This window comes from Kitasatospora paranensis, assembly GCF_039544005.1.
GTDB classification, from domain to species: Bacteria; Actinomycetota; Actinomycetes; order Streptomycetales; family Streptomycetaceae; genus Kitasatospora; species Kitasatospora paranensis.
The window spans coordinates 951,817-968,581 of sequence record NZ_BAABKV010000001.1 but is presented as its reverse complement, the minus strand read 5'-3'; the positions used below and the strand labels follow the sequence as shown (position 1 = coordinate 968,581).

The following is a 16,765-nucleotide window of genomic DNA, read 5'->3' as shown; positions in this document are numbered from 1 at the left end:
TCGGTCACCCGGTGCGGAATCCGCCCGAAGCCGGAGGATTGGACCTCCGGCCGCCGGGCAGGCGCTCCACCGTGCCGGACCGCGGGGGCGGCCCGGAGGACGTGAGGGACCGACCGAGGAGGAAGCCGTGAGCAAGGGCAACAAGATCGACAATGCTGCGGAGAAGGCCAAGGGCAAGGTCAAGGAGGCGACCGGCCGTGCGGTGGGCAACGAGCGGCTGGAGGCCGAGGGGCGCGCCGACCAGGCCAAGGGCGACCTCAAGCAGGCGGGCGAGCACGTCAAGGACGCGTTCAAGCGCTGACCCCGTTGGCCCGGGCCGTGGGGCCGGGGCGTGCCACGACGGCGGCGGGCCGGATCACGATGATCCGGCCCGCCGCCGTCGTGGCACGCCCGCCGTCCGCGCGTGCCCGCAGCCGACGCTCCGGGGTGACGGTCCGGTGCCAGGTCCTAGAGCCGGCGCCAGCGGGCCGAGGCGAAGGAGAACGCACCGAACAGCACCAGCCCGGCGGCCACGGCCACCAGCAGCCAGGGCCCGGCGGCGCTGCCGGCGAAGGAGCGCAGGGTGTCGTCCATGCCCTTGGCCCGGCCGGGGTCGAAGCGTACGGCCGCCACCACCACGAAGACGCCCGCTCCGGCGAACACCGTCCCCCGGGCGAGGTTGCCGGCCAGCCCGGCGGCGGTGACCGTGCTGCGGGTGCGCCTCCCCATGGCCCCGGTGTCCAGCTTCCGCAGGAACCGGCGCTGCACGGCGCGTACGGCGACGCCGACGCCCACACCCAGCAGCACCAGCCCGGCCGCTCCCACCAGCAGGCGCCCGGCCGGCAGCTTCATGGCCGTGGCCGTCCAGTCCTGGGAGGCGGCGTCACCGCCGGAGCCGCCACCGGCGCCCGCGGCGTAGGCCGCCGTCCCCCAGCAGACCGACCCGTAGAAGACGGCGCGGCACGCGCACAGCAACCGGTTGCCGGGCTTCTTCCGGCCCGCCTCGCCGAAGACCGCCGTAGCGGCCCGCCAGAGGGTCATCCCGGCGAAGCCCGCCGCCAGCACCCAGAGCAGCACCGAACCGTACGGCTGCGCGGCGATCCGGTGCAGTGCGCCCTGGCGGTCGGCCTCCTCGCCGCCGTCACCGAACGCGATGCGCAGGGCCAGGACCCCGACCAGCACGTAGACCACCCCGCGGGCCGTGAACCCCGCCCGGCCCGCCACCCGCAGCACCCGGCCGCCCGTGCGGCCCGGGGCCAGATCGTGGACGTAGGACGCCATTGCACCCACCCTTCCTCGGTGGAACCTCGAATTCCTGCCCCGCCCGTCTGCCCGGTCGATGGGGAGGCACTCCCACCGGCCCGGACCGCACTCGGGCCGCCGCGGCATCGTCCGATCGGGTGGATCGGCGCCCTGTGGGCAACCCGGCCCCGGCCGGCGGGCGAACGCAGGATGTCGGCCGGGCCCGGTCGGCAGTCCTTCCGTCCTTTCCTTCCGTGGGAGTCGTCGTGATCTCTGTCCGCAAGCCGCTCGCCGTCGCCGGTGCCGTCGTCGGCGCCGTCCTGCTCACCGCCGGCTCCGCGAGCGCGAGCGCGGGCGCCGAGGGTGTCGCCGCCGGTTCGCCCGGCGTGCTGTCCGGCAACCTGATCCAGGTGCCGGTGCACGTCCCGGTGAACGTGTGCGGCAACACCGTGGGCGTGGTCGGCCTGCTCAACCCGGCCTTCGGCAACGCCTGCGCCAACCTGGGCTGACCCGTCGTCGGGTGCCGCGGCCGGTGGAGGGAACCGGCCGCGGTTCCCGCATGTCCCGGCCCGGTGCAGCCCTGCGGCCCGGCCGTCTGGTTCGATCGGGTCCGTGAGCCGTCGTCGCACCCGGAGGAGCAGATCCTGAACACGTCCCTGGCCGAGGCCCTGTCGGCCGGCCTGCTCCTGCTCGTCCTGGTCTGTGCGGTCGTCCGGCCGTTCGGCTGGCCGGAGGCGGTCGTGGCCGTGCCGGCGGCGGGTGTGGCGATCGGCACCGGCGCCATTTCGCTCGCGCACGCCCGGGAGGAGGCTGCGCAGCTCGGGCCCGTGATCGGCTTCCTGGCCGCGGTGCTGGTGCTGGCCCAGATGTGCGACGACGAGGGGCTCTTCCAGGCCTGCGGCGCGTGGATGGCGCGCTCCGCGGCCGGGCGCCCCCGCCGGCTGCTGGTCCAGGTGTTCGTGCTCGCCTCGGTGATCACCGCGGTGCTGAGCCTGGACGCGACCGTGGTGCTGCTGACCCCCGTGGTGTTCGCGACCGCGGCCCGGCTGGGAGCGCGCCCCAAACCGCACGTCTACGCCTGCACCCACCTGTCGAACACGGCGTCCCTGCTGCTGCCGGTCTCCAACCTGACCAACCTGCTGGCGTTCGCGGCCAGCGGGCTGGGCTTCACCCGGTTCGCCGCCCTGATGGCGCTGCCCTGGCTGGTGGCCATCGGTGTCGAGTACGCGGTCTTCCGGCGCTTCTTCGCGGGCGACCTCGACGCCGGGGCGGACGCCCCGCCGGATGCCGCCGCGCCGCGGATGCCGCTGTTCGCGCTGGTCACGGTCGGCTGCACGCTGGCGGGCTTCGTACTGGCCTCGGCCGTCGGGCTGGACCCGGCGTGGGCGGCGTTCGCCGGCGCCCTCGTCCTCGCCGTCCGTGCCCTGGCCCGGCGGCGCACCACCCCGGTGGCCGTGCTGCGTTCGGCGAGCGTGCCGTTCCTCGCCTTCGTCCTGGCGCTCGGCATCGTGGTGCGGGCGGTGGTGGACAACGGACTGGCCGACGCGCTCGGGCGCCTCGTGCCGGGCGGCAGCGGCCTGGGGGCGCTGCTGGGCGTCGCCGTGCTGGCCGCCGTCCTGGCCAACGTCATCAACAACCTGCCCGCGGTGCTGGTGCTGCTGCCGCTCACCGCGCCGTCCGGGGCGGGGGCGGTGCTCGCCGTGCTGCTCGGCGTCAACATCGGCCCGAACCTGACCTACGCCGGCTCGCTGGCGACCCTGCTGTGGCGGCGCATCGTCCGGGAGCACCGGGCGGAGGTGGGCCTGGGCGAGTTCACCCGGCTGGGGCTGCTCACCGTGCCTGCTTCCCTGGTCCTGTCCGTGGTGGCACTGTGGGGGTCCCTGCAGATCGTCGGAGGGTGAGCCGTGGCCGTCGTCGTGTGGATCACCGAGGGCACCTGGCGGGCCTGCGTCGACGCGGCCCGCCGGCACACCCCGTCGGACACCCCGGTCGTCCTGCTGCACGTCAGCGGTGCGGACGTGCCGGGTGCCGCGCACGGGGCGTTCGCCGGGCTGCTCGGCCGGGGACACCCCCGCGGCCACCGTCCGGCCGAGGGCTGGGGGAGCGACCCCGGCACCCGGGTGGAGGAGCTCGCCGACGCGGCCGCCCGGCAGTTGCTGGACGCGGCGGCGGACCGGCTGGGACGGCCCTGCTCGCGGGTCGAGCGGACGGGCCGGATCGAACGCGAGGTGGTGGCCGCCGCGGACGGTGCCGATCTGCTGGTGCTCGCCCGCGACGGCGACCGCAGCGGCCTCGGACCGCGCAGCCTCGCCCCGGCCACCCGCTTCGCGGTCGACCACGCACCCTGCCCCGTCCTGCTGGTCTGGCCCGAGCCCGCCCCCGGCACGGCAACCCTGCCGCCGCCCCCGGAGCCGGGTCGGCCGCAGCCCCCGCACCCGCCGCACGCCGACCCGCATCCGCCGCACGCGGACCCGCCCCACCCGCCGCACCCGGGCCCGGGGTAGCTCAGCCGCCCGACGGTCCGAAGCGGCGCCGGTACTCCAGCGGGCCGAGCCCCGTCTCACGGCGCATCAGTGCGCGGAGGTTGGCGGTGCTGCCGAGCCCGCTGCGCCGGGCCACCACGTCGAAGCGGGACTCCCCGCGCTCGATCAGCCGGCAGGCCAGCGCCAGGCGTTCGCCGGTGAGCCAGGCCAGCGGGGTCGTGCCGAGCTCCGCCCGGAAGCGGCGGTGCAGGGTGGCCGGGCTGACCGCCGCGCGCCCCGCCAGGTCGGGCACCGTGAGCGGGGTGTCCAGCCGCTCCTGGGCCCAGGCCAGCACCGGTCCGAGGGACTCGTCGGGCACGGCGGGCAGCGGCCGCTCCACGAACTGCCGCTGCCCGCCGTCCCGGTGGGCGGCGAACACCAGCCGGCGGCTGACCGCGTTGGCGACCTCCGCACCGTGGTCGCGGCGGACGACGTGCAGCCCCAGGTCGAGCGCGGCGGCACTGCCCGCCGCGGTGAGGATGTCGCCGTCGTCGACGAACAGCACGTCCGACTCCAGCCGGACGGCGGGGAAGCGGGCCCGGAAGGAGTCGGCCCACTGCCAGTGCGCCGTGGCCCGGCGGCCGTCGAGCACGCCCGCCTCCGCGAGCGTGAAGGCCCCGCTGCAGAAGCCGACCAGCCGGGCGCCGCGCGCATGCGCCCGCCGGACGGCGTCCAGCACGGCCGGGCGGCGGGGCACCTCGGTGTCGGGCCGGTTGGGGACGATCAGGGTGTCCGCGGTGTCGGCGGCCGTCAGGTCCGCGACGCCGGTGAGGGTGAAGAACCCGTCCCGCATCAGGGTGCGGGGCTCGGGCGAGCAGAGCCGGAAGTCGTAGAGGTCGGCGCCGATCTCGGGCCTGCGCAGGCCGAAGATCTCGGTGGCGCACCCCAGTTCGAAGGGTTGGAGTTCTCGTCCACGATCACCACGACGCGGTGCGGCGGCCGGGCCGCCCGGCGGTGGGGGAGGGCCGGAGCGGGCCGCGCGGCCTGCGAGGATTCTTGCGCCATGTGCTGTTTCTAGCACTCCCGTCGATGATTCGGCACAGCGAGGATGGGGCTGTGAGCAACGAACCCCTCTCCCTCGCCCGGGCCCTGGACTCCTTCGACGCCCTGTGGAGCCCCCGCATCGTCACCCGCGTGAACGACTACGACGTCCGGGTGGCCAAGGTGCACGGCGACCACCTCTGGCACGCCCACGACGACACCGACGAGTTCTTCCTCGTCCTGGAGGGCGAACTGCACATCGCGCTGCGCGAGCCGGCGGGCGAGCGCACCGTCGTGCTGCCGAAGGGGCGGTCTTCACCGTCCCCCGGGGCACGGAGCACCGGCCGTCGGCACCGTCCGGGGCCGCCATCCTCATGTTCGAGCCCACGGGTACGGCGACGGTCGGTGACCGGCACGACGAGATCCCCGCCCATGTGGACGCGACGACCGGCCACGCCCTCGACGCGGACACCCTCGCCGACGCTGGTCCGTCCGAGGGACGCCCCTGACGGCGGTCGCCCCTGACGGCGGTCGCCCGGAGTGGGCGCGGGCCCACGGGGCAGACGGGCCGGGTCGGACCGGGTGGGTGCCCGGTCCCGTCCCCCTGGAGGTCGGACCATGGCGATAGCGGGCGTGTTCGCAACGACGGTGATCCTGTTCGGCGCAGGTCTGGGGCTGGCGGTGGCGGCGGTGGGCCTGACCGGCCGCCTCGGTGACCCGCCCCGTCGTCGGCGCTGACCGCCGGCCCGTCCGTCCGGAAGGCGCACGATGGAGGGACGCGGTGTCCTGGCGCCCCAGCCCCGGGGCGGGAACGGCGACGGGCCGACCGGTCCGGGTGCGGTGGCCCGGTGGGCCGGTCGGGCCCCTCCGGCCAGGGTCAGCGGCTCGCCATGATGTCCTGATCGATCCATTTATCGGACGATGTGTCCCCTGCTTCGCGGCTGTCCGTTTCGACGCACTGTCCCCACCGCAACCCCGTGGTCGCCGGCGTGTCCCGGTGGCCCGGGGCGGCTGTTCGGACCTGTTGTCCCGGGCGCCGACGGCCACGGGCCGGTATGTCCCCCGCCACCCGCTGCCGGGCCCGCCGAACGGCCAGGTGTGACGGGCCCGCCGGAGGGCATACGAGTCGTCAGGTCCCGGACGGTCCGGGCGTCCTGTGGGAGGAGATGCCATGTCGTTGGTGTGGGCCATCATCGCCGGTCTCGTCATCGGTCTGCTCGCGAAGCTCGTACTGCCCGGTCGGCAGCCCATTCCGCTCTGGCTGACCATCGTCCTGGGCATCATCGGCGGTCTGGTCGGCAACGGCCTGGCCTCGGCGTTCGGGGTCCGGGACACCTCGGGGATCGACTGGATCCGCCACCTCTTCCAGATCGGCGTCGCCGCCGTGCTGATCGCCTTCGTCACCCCCTTGTGGAGCCGGCGCGCCTGACGGCGCCGTCTCCACGACGGGCGTCCGCCTCCCGGCCCGGCCGGGAGGCGGACGCCCGTTTTCCAGGCGACGATCAGGCGGCGTACACCCGGAACTCGGAGACCTGCCCGGCCGGCCAGCCGGTGTTGGCGGTGAAGACGAGCCGGACGTACCGGGTGGTCGCGGTGGCGGGCAGGGTGAGGGTGGCGGTGTTCCCGGTGGCCGGGTCGAACGTGCAGCCCGAGGCCCCGAGCAACTGGGCGAAGGCGGCGCCGTCGGTGCTGCCCTGGACGGCGACGGTCTGCGTCCGGGTGGCCCAGGCGGTGGCCGGCGGCAGCGCGAGGACGATCCGGCGGACGCCGGTGGCCGCGCCCAGGTCGACCTGGAGCCACTGCGGGAAGGCGTTGTTGGCGCTCTCCCAGTAGGTGTTCGGATCGCCGTCCACGGCGTTGCCCGACCCGTAGACCTGGGTGTGGCTGCTCTCGGAGGCCGGGCGGTGCAGGGCGAGGTTGACGGTGGGCGAGCCTTCGGCCGCCGTGGTGGCGGCGGCCTGGTTGGACGGCTGCGAGACGCCCCCGCCGCGTCGAGCGCCTGCACATCGAAAGTGTAGGACGTCGAGGCGGTGAGCCCGGACACGGTGAAGACGGTGGCGGTTCCGGCGGCGGTGCCGACCGGGGTGGCGGTGCCTCCGATGATCTGCCGGATCCGGTAGCCGGTCACCCCGACGTTGTCGGTGGACGCCGTCCAGGCCAGCGCCACGGTGGTGTCGGTCTGCGCGGTGACGTGAAGGCTGCCGGGGGCGGTCGGCGGCACCGTGTCGCCACCGCCGCCGACGACCGGCTGGGTGGGACGGACGGCCGTGAGGGCGAGCTGCCCTTTCAGCATCCGGCCGCCGTCGCCGGTCAGCCGCAGGTAGTAGTCGGACGAGCAGGCGGTGCCGTCCTCGTCGAGTGCCAGGAAGCCGGATCCCGCCGGCACCCAGGCCTGGGACTCGGCGGTCTTGGCGATCTGGTTGCCCTCGTTGTACTCGTCGAACATCGAGATGTAGACGCTCGGCACCCCGGCCCGGCCCATGTTGTAGAACTGCCGCCACATGAAGTCGCCGTGGGCGCGCTGCCGGCCGGACACGCCGCCGGGCAGCACGCACGGCTGGTAGTCGATGCCGTGCGCGGCGCACTCGGCGAGGTCGGGCACGGTAGCGACGTTGTAGAAGTTGTCGGCGTCCGCGACGTTGCCGATCCGGCCGACCATCCACGGCGAGAGCATGTCGAAGGCGTGGTAGACGTCGCCGAACCCGGGCCGGGAGTCCCGGTCGCCCGTCCGCCACCAGGTCGGAACCCCGCCTATCACGTAACAGCCCTGGGCCTTGAACCAGTTCACCACGTCGAGGCAGGCGTCCGGCGCGAACGGCCGCTGGTTGTCGTTGAAGCCGAATCCCCAGATGCAGACCACGGGCTTGCCGTTCTGCCGCGCGTAGGCGGAGGACGCGGTGTGCGCCCGCATCTTGTTCGTCCAGTCGGTCTTGATGTCCGCCTGCATGGTCGTCCAATCGGAGACGTCGTACATCACGTAGAACTTGACGCCCTGGGACTCGGCCGCGCTGCGCACCCGGCCCGCCATCGCGTCGCGGGTCGGTCCCTCGCCGCCGGTCGGGTTGAACCGCTGCAGGGCGGCCGCGTCGATGCCGTACTGCTTCATCCAGCGGAAGTGCACGTCGACGGTGGACTGGTCGTAGGAGGAGAACAGCGAGGCCGGCTGCCCGTTGCCGAGGGCGCCGTAGGCGGTGCGGTAGGTCGTCGGGTAGTCGCGGACGTCGGGCCAGGCCACCACGGCGGTGTTGGACGGGGACGGCGCCTGGCCCCAGTTCTGCGCCCAGTGCCACCAGCCGTTGATCGGCGCGCCGTCACCCGCGCAGGCGAACCAGCCCTGGTAGCCCACCGTCACCTTGCCGACCACGTCGCCGGGCGCGCTCGCCGCCGCCGCGGAGCCGGCGACCGCGGTCTCGCCGAGGCCCATCGCTCCGGCGACCCCTGCCGCGGCTGCGGCCTGCAGAAACGCGCGACGCGTGACACCCATCTGGATCTCCTCCGATTGGTCGTCAACTCCTCTGCTGCGAGGACTGGTTGAGAAAAGGCGGCAGCAGGGAGCCCGATGCGGGGGATCGTAACGAGGCAGACATGCGGGCGCAATAGATCGCTCAGACAATGCAAAAACTCGGCGCGCATGGCGAAAGTTTGCGTCACCAGGTCGGCCGGGGTGCTGCGCAGGGGGTGTGCCGCCCGAAGGCGTGCCGGACCGGGCGGTCGAGGACGCCCCGCCCGCCCGGCCGACTCCGGTGCTGCAGCGCACCCCGCCCGGGCACAGACTGGTGGCCAAGGCACCGCCCGACCCCTGGGGAACGATGCTGCTGGGACTCACCACCGCACTGGTCGCGACCGTCTGCTTCGGCTTCGCGTGCATCTTCCAGGCGCGCGGCGCCCGGGCGGCGCCGCGCGCCGACCGGGTACGCGTCGGACTGCTGGCCGCCCTGCTCCGTTCCTGGCCCTTCCTGCTCGGGACACTCCTGGACATCGCCGGGTTCGCGCTCAGCATCGTCGCGCTGCGCACCCTGCCGCTGTTCCTCGTGCAGGCCGTGACCAACGCCAGCCTGGCGGTGACCGCGCTCGCCGCCGTCCGGCTGCTCGGCGCCCGGCTGCGGCGCACCGACGTCGCCGCGGTCGCGGCCGTCGTCGCGGGCCTCGTCCTGCTCGCCGCGGCGGCCGGCCACGAGGGCACCCGGCACGCCGGGCCCGGCTTCCACGCGGCGCTGCTCGGCACCGCCCTGGTGACCCTGCTGCTCACCGCGCTGACGGCCCGCCGGGACGGCAACGGCGCGGCCGCCGTCCTCGGGCTCCTCGCCGGGGTGGGCTTCGGCGTCACCAGCCTCGCCGTCCGGGTGATCGACCCGGCCGGCCCGGCCGACCTGCTCACCGACCCGGCGACGTACGCACTCTGCCTCGGCGGGCTCGGCGGCTACCTGGCCTACGCGCTGGCACTCCAGCGCGGCACGGTGACCGCCGCGACGGCGGCCGGCACCGTGGCCGAGACGTTCGGCCCCGCGCTCGTCGGTGTGCTGGCCCTCGGCGACGCCGCCCGCCCCGGCTGGGCCTGGCCGGCCCTGGCGGGCTTCGCGATCGCGGTCGGCGGCACCGTGGTGCTGTCGCGCTTCGGCGAGGTGGAGGCCCGGACGGACGAACCGGCCGCCCCCGCCGAGGCCCGGCCGCCCGTCCCGCCCTCCCGCACGGCCGGGCCCCGGTAGCCCGCCCGCCGCAACCGTGTGATGGTGACGTGGCGGGCAGACCGCCCCGGCACAAGCGCACACGTGGGCAGGTGGAGATGGGCGACGACGCGCCGCAGTGGAGGGGCACCGCCGATCGGGCGGCGGCCCCGACCGTGTCCGCCCCCGCCGGGCCGGTGCCGATCGCGTCCGCCGCGGCCGTGCCGCACCGGCCCGGCGCCCGGCAGCCCGTCGTCCTGGTCACCGGCGCCTCCTCCGGCATCGGCGCGGCGACCGCGGCCCGGCTGGGCGCGGCCGGCTGGCACCTCCTGCTGTCCGGCACCGACCACGGCCGCCTCGGCGCCGTGGCCGCCCGCACCGGCGGCCACGTCCTGGCACAGGACCTCGCCGACCCGGACGGCCCGGAGCGGCTCGCCGACCGCGCGCTGGCCGCGGCCGGCCGGGTCGACGCCGTGGTCGCCAGCGCCGGGCTCGGCTGGCGCGGGCCGTTCGCCGACATGCCGCCCGACCTCCTCGACCTGATGATCGACGTGAACCTTGCCGCACCGCTGCGCCTCGTCCGCCGACTGCTCCCCGGCATGCTGGAACGCGGCCGCGGGCGGATCGTCCTGATCGGCTCGATGGCCGGCCAGGTCGGCGTCCGCGACGAGGCCGCCTACGCCGCCACCAAGGCCGGGCTGGCGATGTTCGCGGAGAGCCTCTGGTACGAGCTGCGCGGCAGCGGCGTGGGTGTCCGGCTCGTCCTGCCCGGGCCGGTCGACACGCCGTTCTTCGCCCGCCGCGGCAGCCCGTACCAGCGGGAGCGCCCGCGGCCGGTCTCCGCCGAGCAGGTGGCCGAGACGGTCGTCGCCACCCTCACCACCGGCCGCGACCGGCTGTTCGTGCCGCAATGGCTCGGTATGCCGGCCCGGATCCACGGCGCCGTGCCGGGGCTCTTCCGGCGCCTGGCGTCCCGGTTCGGCTGATGGTGGTGCTGCGCGCGGCGGGCTGGGCCTGCGCGGCCGCGGCCGGCGCCGAACTGCTGCACCTGGCGCCCGCGGCCGTCCGGGTGGCGGGCGTCCGGCGGACGGCCGCCCGGCGCACCGCGGGTTACGGCGACCCCGGCCACCTCGCCCTGACCTTCGACGACGGACCCGACCCGCGCAGCACCCCGTACGTCCTGGACGCGCTCGACGCGCTGGGCGTACGGGCCACCTTCTTCCTGCTCGGCTCGATGCTGGAGCGCTCCCCGCTGCTCGGCCGGGAGCTGGTCGCGCGCGGCCACGAGGCCGCCGTGCACGGTTGGTACCACCGCCCGCAGTGGTACCCGACGCCCGGCCGGGACCTGCGGGAACTGCGCCGGGCCGCCGAGGCCGTGACCGACCTGTGCGGTGCCCGGCCCACCTGGTACCGGCCGCCCTACGGGGTGCCGACCACCGGCCTCGCCCTCGCCGCGCACCGCCTCGGCCTGCGCACGGTGCTCTGGACGGCCTGGGGCCGGGACTGGACGGCCTCGGCCACCGCCACCTCGGTCTACCGCACCGCCCGCCCCGGCCTCACCGGCGGGGCGACCCTCCTGCTGCACGACTCCGACTGCACCTCCGCCACCGGCTCCTGGCGCGCCACCGTCGGCGCCCTCCCCTGATCGCCGACCGCTGCCGCCGCCTCGGCCTCACCCCGGGCCCCCTCCGCGACCACGGGATCGGTCACTGACGGTGCCTGCCCGGCCTGCGCCGCCGCCCCGGCGGAGCCATGGGGGCGGTAGGGGACGATCGCCCGCATGACGCATGATCCCGAAGCGCCCGTCACCGTCCACGTCGGGCTCCCGGCCGGGCACGACGCGTCGGGGCAGCCGGTCTTCGAGGTCCTCCCCGCCCGTCCGTTGCCGTCGACCCACGTCCGGCTCCTGGGCAGTCCCGGCCCGGTTCTCGGCTGCGCCATGGGGGACGTGATCCGGGTGGGCGACGACGGAGGTTTCGAGGTCGTCCGGCATGGCGGGAACCTCTGCGTGCAGGCCTACCGGCCCGGCGCCTTCACCCCCGAGTCCTATGCCCCGCTCGGCGAGGCCGCCGAGGAGCTGGACGCCCTGGTGGAGGCTCCCAGGGACCTGCGCTTCATCGTGCTGACGGTGGGTCGTGCCGGCGGCCCGGCCGCGGTGGGGCGGGTCATGGACGCCTGGGCCGAGGGGGTCGACGGGGCCGCGTGGTCGTTCGGCAACGGCGAATCCCCGGCCTGAGCCGCGAGGGCACGGCAGTGCGCCCGGCGGCAGCCGTCATGCCCCGGCCGGGACGCCTTCCAGGCCGACCCGGCGCAGGGCGGCCGTGAAGCCGGTGCGCCAGGCGTCCGGGGAGGCGCCCGGGGACGGTGCGGGGGACGGCCGTTCGAGGGCGGCGAGGGCGTTGCGGACGACCTCGGCGGGGCGGGCGGAGGTCACGTCGGCGTGGCCGAGCTCGAGTTCGTGCTGGAGGTTGTCGCGGCCGTGTCCCTGGACGACGTCCAGCAGCAGCAGGCGCCGCCCGATCGCCCGGGCCTCGCTGCAGGTGTCCCCGGAGCTGGTCACCACCAGGTCGGCGGCGGCCATGAGCTCGGGGATCCGGTCGGTGTGGCCGAACGGGTGGAGCCGGGGCCGGTGGCGCCCGGCCGTCCGCAGCCGGTTCTCCAGGACGGTGTTCCGGCCGGCGACGGCCAGCACGTGCGGCCCGGCTTCGGCCAGTTCGACGGCCGTCCGCGCGAGCGGGCCCAGCCCCCAGGAGCCGGACATCAGCAGCACGCACGGGGCGTCGGCGGGCACGCCGAGCGAGGCCCGGGCCGCCGCCCGGTCGGGCGGCCGGTAGAAGCCCGCCCGCAGCGGCGCCGGCACCACGGCGATCGGCGCCCGCGGCCGGTAGCGCCGCACCGCGCACGCCGCGACCTCCGAGGTGACCAGGAACAGGTCGGTGCCGTCCTGGACCCAGAGCCGGTGCGGGGTGACGTCGGTGCAGAGCACCAGGTGCCGCAGCCCCGGGTGGGCCTCGCGCAGCCGGTTCACGGCCGAGGTGGCGGTGGCGAAGACCGAGACCACCAGATCGGGGCGGTCGCGGTCGAGCAGCCGGGCCAGCTGCGGGACGAGCCGGGCCTGCGCGGCCGCGTCGGCGAGCAGGGCCAGCCGCGCCCCCGGCCGCAGCGCGGAGAAGTGGAAGGCGTCGTAGACCCCGGGCAGGTCGAGCAGCCGCCGGAAGACGGCCTCGCCGGCCGCTCCCGCGCGGTCGCCGAGCAGGGCCATCGCATCGACGGTGGTGGTCGTCCAGCCCGCCGCCCGCAGTGAGTCGGCACAGGCCAGGGCCATCACGTCATGGCCCTGGCCGAGCGAGCCGGAGACCAGCAGCGCGTGCGGCACCGGGGCGGTCAGCGGGTGCCGGCCGAGGCGCGGTACCAGTCGGCGTAGCGGGCGACACCGTCGTCGAAGCTCGTCCGCGGAGCCCAGCCGAGCAGCCGCTTCGCCTGGGCGGCGGAGATCCGGCGCCCGGCGTAGTCGGCCGTCCGGGCCGGGACGTGTTCCACGCTCAGCGGCCCGAGCAGCCGGTCCACGGTGTCGGCGATGTCGCGGACCGAGATCGCGGTGGACCCCTCCAGCGCGAAGGTCTGGTCCTGGGCGACGGGGGAGAGCGCCCGCACGTGGGCGTCGGCCAGGTCCTCGACGTAGACGAAGTTGCGGGTCTGGCGCCCGTCGCCGGCGATGGTGATCGGGCGGTCCTCCAGGGCGGCCTGCACGAAGCGGGCGATCACCAGCTCGTCGCGCATCCGCGGCCCGTACGGGATGCCGTAGCGCAGGATGGTGAAGTGCTGGCCGTAGAGCTCGCGGTAGCTGTGCACGAGCATCTCGGCGGCGAGCTTGCTGGCGACGTACAGGTGGCCGCTGTGGTCGAGTTCGATGGGGGCGCGCTCGTCGAGCTCCTGCTCCTCGCCGTCGAGGCCGGGCTCGGCGAGGGCGGCGCCGTAGACCCAGACGGTGCTGGCCAGCACGGTGCGGCTGAGGCCGCTGCGCCTGGCCGCCTCCAGGACGGTCTCGGTGCCCTGGATGTTGACCCGCACCGCCTGCACCGGGTCGGCCGCGACCTGGTCGACGTCGGCCATGGCGGCGAGGTGGAACACCACCTCGCACTCGCCGAGGGCGGCGGTCATCCCGGGCAGGTCGAGGATGTCGAGGCGGGCGTGCTCGGCGCCCGGGTTGAGGTGGCGGTCGGTGGTGTCGACGGCCAGGACCTCGTGCCCGGCGGTCAGCAGCCGGTCCACGACGTGTGAACCGATGAATCCGCAGCCCCCGGTGACGGCTACTCGCACGTTCTCGCTCCTTGGCTTCGGCGGGCCGGTTCAGCCGGCCAGGCGGCGGTGGACGGCCGACACGGCCTCGATCACCTGGTCGGTCTCGTCCTCGGTCATGTCGGAGTGCACCGGCAGGCAGATCTGGCGGGCGCAGACGTCCTCGGACACCGGCAGCCGCGCGTCCCGGTACTCGGCGAAGACCGGCTGGTGGTGCAGCGGCAGGTCGTAGACCTCGCCGGACAGGCGCACGCCGTGCCCTCGGCGACGGCGCGCTTGAACGCGGCGCGGTCGACCCCGGGCGGCAGCAGCGCGACGTACTTGTAGTAGTTGCTGCGGCAGCCGGCCGGTTCGACGGGTGTGCGCAGGCCGTCGAGCCCGGCCAGCCCGGCGTCGTAGCGCCGCGCGACCCGGCGCCGGGTCTCCAGGAACTCCTTGAGCCGGCGCAGGTGGACGGTGCCGACGGCGGCGTTCGGCTCGCTCATCCGCCAGGACGCGCCGTGCCGGATGTGGTGGTTGGCGGTGAACGCGCCCTTGCCCTGGTCGCGGTGGATCCGGGCCTCGTCGCGGATCTCCGCCGACTCGGTGAGGATCATGCCGCCCTCGCCGCTGGTGGTGACCTTGGTCGGGTAGAAGGAGAAGGCCCCGGCCAGGCCGAACGTGCCGGCCGCGCGCCCGTCGTAGCTGCTGCCGTGTGCGTGCGCCGCGTCCTCCACCAGCGGGATGCCGCGGCGGTCGCAGAGCGCGCGCAGGGCGTCGACGTGCGGGGTGATCAGTCCGCCGATGTGGACGAGGACGACCGCCGCCGTGGCCGGCGTCAGCACGGCCTCGACGGTCCCCGGGCTCAGGGCCAGGGTGTCCGGGTCGATGTCGGCCAGCACGGGCCGGCCGCCGGCGTGCACCACTGCCGCGGCGGTGGCGTAGAAGGTCACGGCGGGCACGACGACGTCCCGGCCGCGGACGTCGATCGCCCGCAGCACGATCTCCAGGGCCGCCGTGCCGCTCGCGACGGCGACGGCGTGCGTGGCGCCGTGCTCGGTCGCGAACGCCTCCTCGAAGCGTTCCGTCCACGGGCCGAGCGTCAGGGCGCCGGTGGAGAGCATCTCCGTCACGGCGTCCGCGACGGCCCTCCGGTCGCTCTCGTCGAACACGATCCGAGCCGCGGGAACCCCCACGTGGCACCTCCAGCAGCGAAATGTGCGGGATATTTCCTAGCAAATCTGACATACCGTGCAGGGCTGGCAAGTCAGACCCGCCCCGCGGCCCGCGGCCGGAGCGGGGTGACCGCCTCGCACGGGGCTCCGGAGCGGCGGCGGTCGGGCGCCGCGGGCACCACGGCGATCACCCGGGAGGCTACGCCGCCCGGGTGATCCCGGCCGTGACGACGGCCCGGGGGCCCGACACACCGCCACCGTTGGGGCCCGCCGCCGCCCCCGGCTGGTTGGCTGGTCGGCACGGTCGGCGCAGGCCGGCCGGACCGACCGACCGGAAGGCGGGCGCCCCGTGGCCTTTCTCGCCGCCGTCGCACCGACCGCCGCCGAGCGCGAGCGCCTCCTGCCCGGCGACGACCTGGTGCCGAGGCCGGATGTCGTGATGGACCGCGCCTTCGACCTTCCCGCACCGCCCGACCGGGTGTGGCCCTGGATCGTCCAGCTCGGCCGCGGCCGGGCGGGCTGGTACCTGCCGAAGGCCGCCGAGCGGTTCCTCCCACCGTCCCGGCGCGCCCTGCGGCACGTGGAACCCACGCTGCAGCACCCGGCCGTCGGCGACACCGTCCCGGACTGGGGCGGGCGCGACGCCCGGCTGACCGTCGCGCTGCTCCGGCCGCCGACCGCGCTCGTCCACACCTCGGTCCGCGGCGCCACCGGCCTCAGCTGGGCGCTCGTGCTGCGGCCCGCCACCGGCGGCACCACCCGGATGCACCTGCGGCTGCGGCTGGCACCCGTCCGCCGGCGGCGGCTGGTGCGGACGGGTGGCGGTCTGCTCGACGAACTGACCGTGGCCGCCCTCGCGGCCGGGCTGCGCGAGCGCCTGCGCGACCGTCCCGGCGGCGCCTGACCGGGCGCCCCTCAGGTCAGACCGCCGTCGTCCGTCGGCGCAGCGCCGAGCGGAGCACGAACGCGCCACCGATCTCGAACAGACCCAGCAGCAACAGCCAGAGGCCGAGCAGCCGGGCCATCGCGATGGCGGACTGGACGGGGTAGCAGAGCACCAGGATTCCGGCGACGACCCCCAGCACGCCGAGGAAGATCGCCAGCCCCCGGGCCGGCATGCCGCGTTCGCCGATCGCCACGAACAGCGTCAGCACGCCCGCCAGCAACCAGTACGCGCCGACGATCAGAGTCAGCACCCCGACGGTCTGCAACTGGTGGCGCAGGCACAGCACACCGGCCAGCACGGAGAGCAGCGACAGCAGGATGTACACGGCGCGGCTTCCCCGGCGGTCGTCCGGTCGTGGGTGAACGCCGTCACGAAGCGGACGACGCCGGCGACCAGCAGCTGCAGGCCGATGATGATCGCGACCACCCGGACGGTCTCCTCCGGCCAGCTCAGCATGACGATGCCGGCCAGCACGGTGAGGATGCCGAAGGCGAGCGGCCAGCGCCAGGACCGGCCGACGGCGGCCAGCACGTCCTCGGGCTCGGTGGACAGGGGTGACGAGGTCGGCGTGGTCATGAGGTCGCTCCCTCGGGTGACGGCGGCGGGGCCCCGGGCCCGGACCGGCTGCCTGGAGTGTCGCACCGGGGCCGGCCCCGGCGGTTCACCTGCTGCGGGTGAGCGGGTGAGCGGGTGAGGTGCCCGCGGCGGTGCTCACTCGGGCAGTTGGCGGAATTCGGTGACCCGGAGCCCCAGGGACTGGAAGCGGGCCAGCAGGCCGTAGAGGTGTGCGTCGTCCACGACATCCCCGAACAGCACCGTCTGCGAGGACACCACGAACCCCTCCAGCTCGGGGAAGCCCTCGCGTCGGGTCGCCTCCGACATCACCCCGGAGACCCGGATCTCGTATCGCATGACACGCACCTCGACGGGGACGGGGGCCTGCCTCTCACCGACGATGCTGCCCCCGGTGCCGCCGCG

Annotated in this window: 17 protein-coding genes and 4 pseudogenes; 11 read left to right on the top strand and 10 right to left on the bottom strand. The window is 75.4% G+C overall.

Annotated features, from left to right (window positions below; translation table 11 throughout):
• Positions 1–127 precede the first annotated feature (127 nt).
• Complete coding sequence (locus ABEB13_RS05005; protein ID WP_345704461.1) at positions 128–301, top strand: CsbD family protein; 174 nt, start codon at positions 128–130, stop codon at positions 299–301.
• A 146-nt stretch (positions 302–447) separates the two neighbouring features.
• Here ABEB13_RS05005 and ABEB13_RS05000 read toward each other — a convergent pair whose 3' ends face one another.
• Positions 448–1,260: a DUF1206 domain-containing protein gene (locus ABEB13_RS05000; RefSeq protein WP_345704460.1), complete on the bottom strand. Its 813-nt coding sequence runs from the start codon at positions 1,258–1,260 to the stop codon at positions 448–450.
• Between the two features lie 230 nt (positions 1,261–1,490).
• Between ABEB13_RS05000 and ABEB13_RS04995 the strand changes: the two genes are divergently transcribed.
• From ABEB13_RS04995 to ABEB13_RS04985, 3 genes are all read left to right on the top strand, one after another.
• Positions 1,491–1,730 (top strand): chaplin, encoded by a 240-nt coding sequence (locus ABEB13_RS04995; protein WP_345709540.1) that lies wholly within the window; start codon positions 1,491–1,493, stop codon positions 1,728–1,730.
• 135 nt (positions 1,731–1,865) lie between these two features.
• Positions 1,866–3,122: an SLC13 family permease gene (locus ABEB13_RS04990; protein ID WP_345709539.1), complete on the top strand. Its 1,257-nt coding sequence runs from the start codon at positions 1,866–1,868 to the stop codon at positions 3,120–3,122.
• Positions 3,123–3,125: 3 nt separating this feature from the next.
• Entirely contained in the window at positions 3,126–3,725 is a 600-nt protein-coding gene (locus ABEB13_RS04985) for a universal stress protein (RefSeq protein WP_345704459.1), read from the top strand.
• Position 3,726: 1 nt separating this feature from the next.
• On the opposite strand, the pseudogene ABEB13_RS04980 reads toward ABEB13_RS04985, so the two are convergent.
• Positions 3,727–4,748: pseudogene (locus tag ABEB13_RS04980) on the bottom strand (GlxA family transcriptional regulator).
• A gap of 51 nt (positions 4,749–4,799) precedes the next feature.
• On the opposite strand from ABEB13_RS04980, the pseudogene ABEB13_RS04975 reads away from it, so the two are divergent.
• Positions 4,800–5,233: pseudogene (locus ABEB13_RS04975) on the top strand (cupin domain-containing protein).
• 662 nt (positions 5,234–5,895) lie between these two features.
• Entirely contained in the window at positions 5,896–6,153 is a 258-nt protein-coding gene (locus ABEB13_RS04970; protein WP_100891969.1) for a GlsB/YeaQ/YmgE family stress response membrane protein, read from the top strand.
• A 73-nt stretch (positions 6,154–6,226) separates the two neighbouring features.
• On the opposite strand, the pseudogene ABEB13_RS04965 reads toward ABEB13_RS04970, so the two are convergent.
• Positions 6,227–8,208, bottom strand: a pseudogene (locus ABEB13_RS04965) (discoidin domain-containing protein).
• A 196-nt stretch (positions 8,209–8,404) separates the two neighbouring features.
• Here ABEB13_RS04965 and ABEB13_RS04960 point away from each other — a divergent pair.
• From ABEB13_RS04960 to ABEB13_RS04945, 4 genes are all read left to right on the top strand, one after another.
• Complete coding sequence (locus ABEB13_RS04960; RefSeq protein ID WP_345704458.1) at positions 8,405–9,430, top strand: hypothetical protein; 1,026 nt, start codon at positions 8,405–8,407, stop codon at positions 9,428–9,430.
• Positions 9,431–9,507: 77 nt separating this feature from the next.
• Entirely contained in the window at positions 9,508–10,374 is an 867-nt protein-coding gene (locus tag ABEB13_RS04955) for an SDR family NAD(P)-dependent oxidoreductase (RefSeq protein ID WP_345704457.1), read from the top strand.
• Positions 10,374–11,033 carry a polysaccharide deacetylase family protein gene (locus ABEB13_RS04950; protein ID WP_345704456.1) on the top strand — a complete coding sequence of 220 codons (660 nt, stop codon included), beginning with the start codon at positions 10,374–10,376 and terminating at the stop codon, positions 11,031–11,033. The genes ABEB13_RS04955 and ABEB13_RS04950 overlap by 1 nt, the downstream gene beginning before the upstream one ends.
• 135 nt (positions 11,034–11,168) lie before the next feature.
• Positions 11,169–11,624 carry a DUF4265 domain-containing protein gene (locus ABEB13_RS04945; protein WP_345704455.1) on the top strand — a complete coding sequence of 152 codons (456 nt, stop codon included), beginning with the start codon at positions 11,169–11,171 and terminating at the stop codon, positions 11,622–11,624.
• A 36-nt stretch (positions 11,625–11,660) separates the two neighbouring features.
• On the opposite strand, the gene ABEB13_RS04940 is transcribed toward ABEB13_RS04945, so the two are convergent.
• From ABEB13_RS04940 to ABEB13_RS04930, 4 genes and pseudogenes are all read right to left on the bottom strand, one after another.
• Positions 11,661–12,764, bottom strand: coding sequence for an MGDG synthase family glycosyltransferase (locus ABEB13_RS04940; protein WP_345704454.1), 1,104 nt, complete (start codon positions 12,762–12,764; stop codon positions 11,661–11,663).
• An 8-nt stretch (positions 12,765–12,772) separates the two neighbouring features.
• The gene (locus tag ABEB13_RS04935) at positions 12,773–13,708 is read right to left on the bottom strand and encodes an NAD-dependent epimerase/dehydratase family protein (RefSeq protein WP_345704453.1); all 936 of its coding nucleotides are present in this window, start codon (positions 13,706–13,708) and stop codon (positions 12,773–12,775) included.
• A gap of 30 nt (positions 13,709–13,738) precedes the next feature.
• The gene (locus tag ABEB13_RS40280; protein WP_425559862.1) at positions 13,739–13,939 is read right to left on the bottom strand and encodes a DegT/DnrJ/EryC1/StrS family aminotransferase; all 201 of its coding nucleotides are present in this window, start codon (positions 13,937–13,939) and stop codon (positions 13,739–13,741) included.
• A gap of 29 nt (positions 13,940–13,968) precedes the next feature.
• Positions 13,969–14,838, bottom strand: a pseudogene (locus ABEB13_RS04930) (DegT/DnrJ/EryC1/StrS family aminotransferase); the annotation flags it as partial.
• 352 nt (positions 14,839–15,190) lie between these two features.
• On the opposite strand from ABEB13_RS04930, the gene ABEB13_RS04925 reads away from it, so the two are divergent.
• Positions 15,191–15,745: a hypothetical protein gene (locus tag ABEB13_RS04925; RefSeq protein ID WP_345704451.1), complete on the top strand. Its 555-nt coding sequence runs from the start codon at positions 15,191–15,193 to the stop codon at positions 15,743–15,745.
• A 16-nt stretch (positions 15,746–15,761) separates the two neighbouring features.
• Here the strand turns inward: ABEB13_RS04925 and ABEB13_RS04920 are convergent, their stop codons facing one another.
• The 3 genes from ABEB13_RS04920 to ABEB13_RS04910 form a co-directional block, all read right to left on the bottom strand.
• The gene (locus tag ABEB13_RS04920; protein WP_345704450.1) at positions 15,762–16,112 is read right to left on the bottom strand and encodes a DUF308 domain-containing protein; all 351 of its coding nucleotides are present in this window, start codon (positions 16,110–16,112) and stop codon (positions 15,762–15,764) included.
• Positions 16,031–16,363, bottom strand: coding sequence for an HdeD family acid-resistance protein (locus tag ABEB13_RS04915; protein ID WP_345704449.1), 333 nt, complete (start codon positions 16,361–16,363; stop codon positions 16,031–16,033). The genes ABEB13_RS04920 and ABEB13_RS04915 overlap by 82 nt, the downstream gene beginning before the upstream one ends.
• Positions 16,364–16,498: 135 nt before the next feature.
• The gene (locus ABEB13_RS04910; RefSeq protein ID WP_100893118.1) at positions 16,499–16,699 is read right to left on the bottom strand and encodes a hypothetical protein; all 201 of its coding nucleotides are present in this window, start codon (positions 16,697–16,699) and stop codon (positions 16,499–16,501) included.
• Positions 16,700–16,765 lie beyond the last annotated feature (66 nt).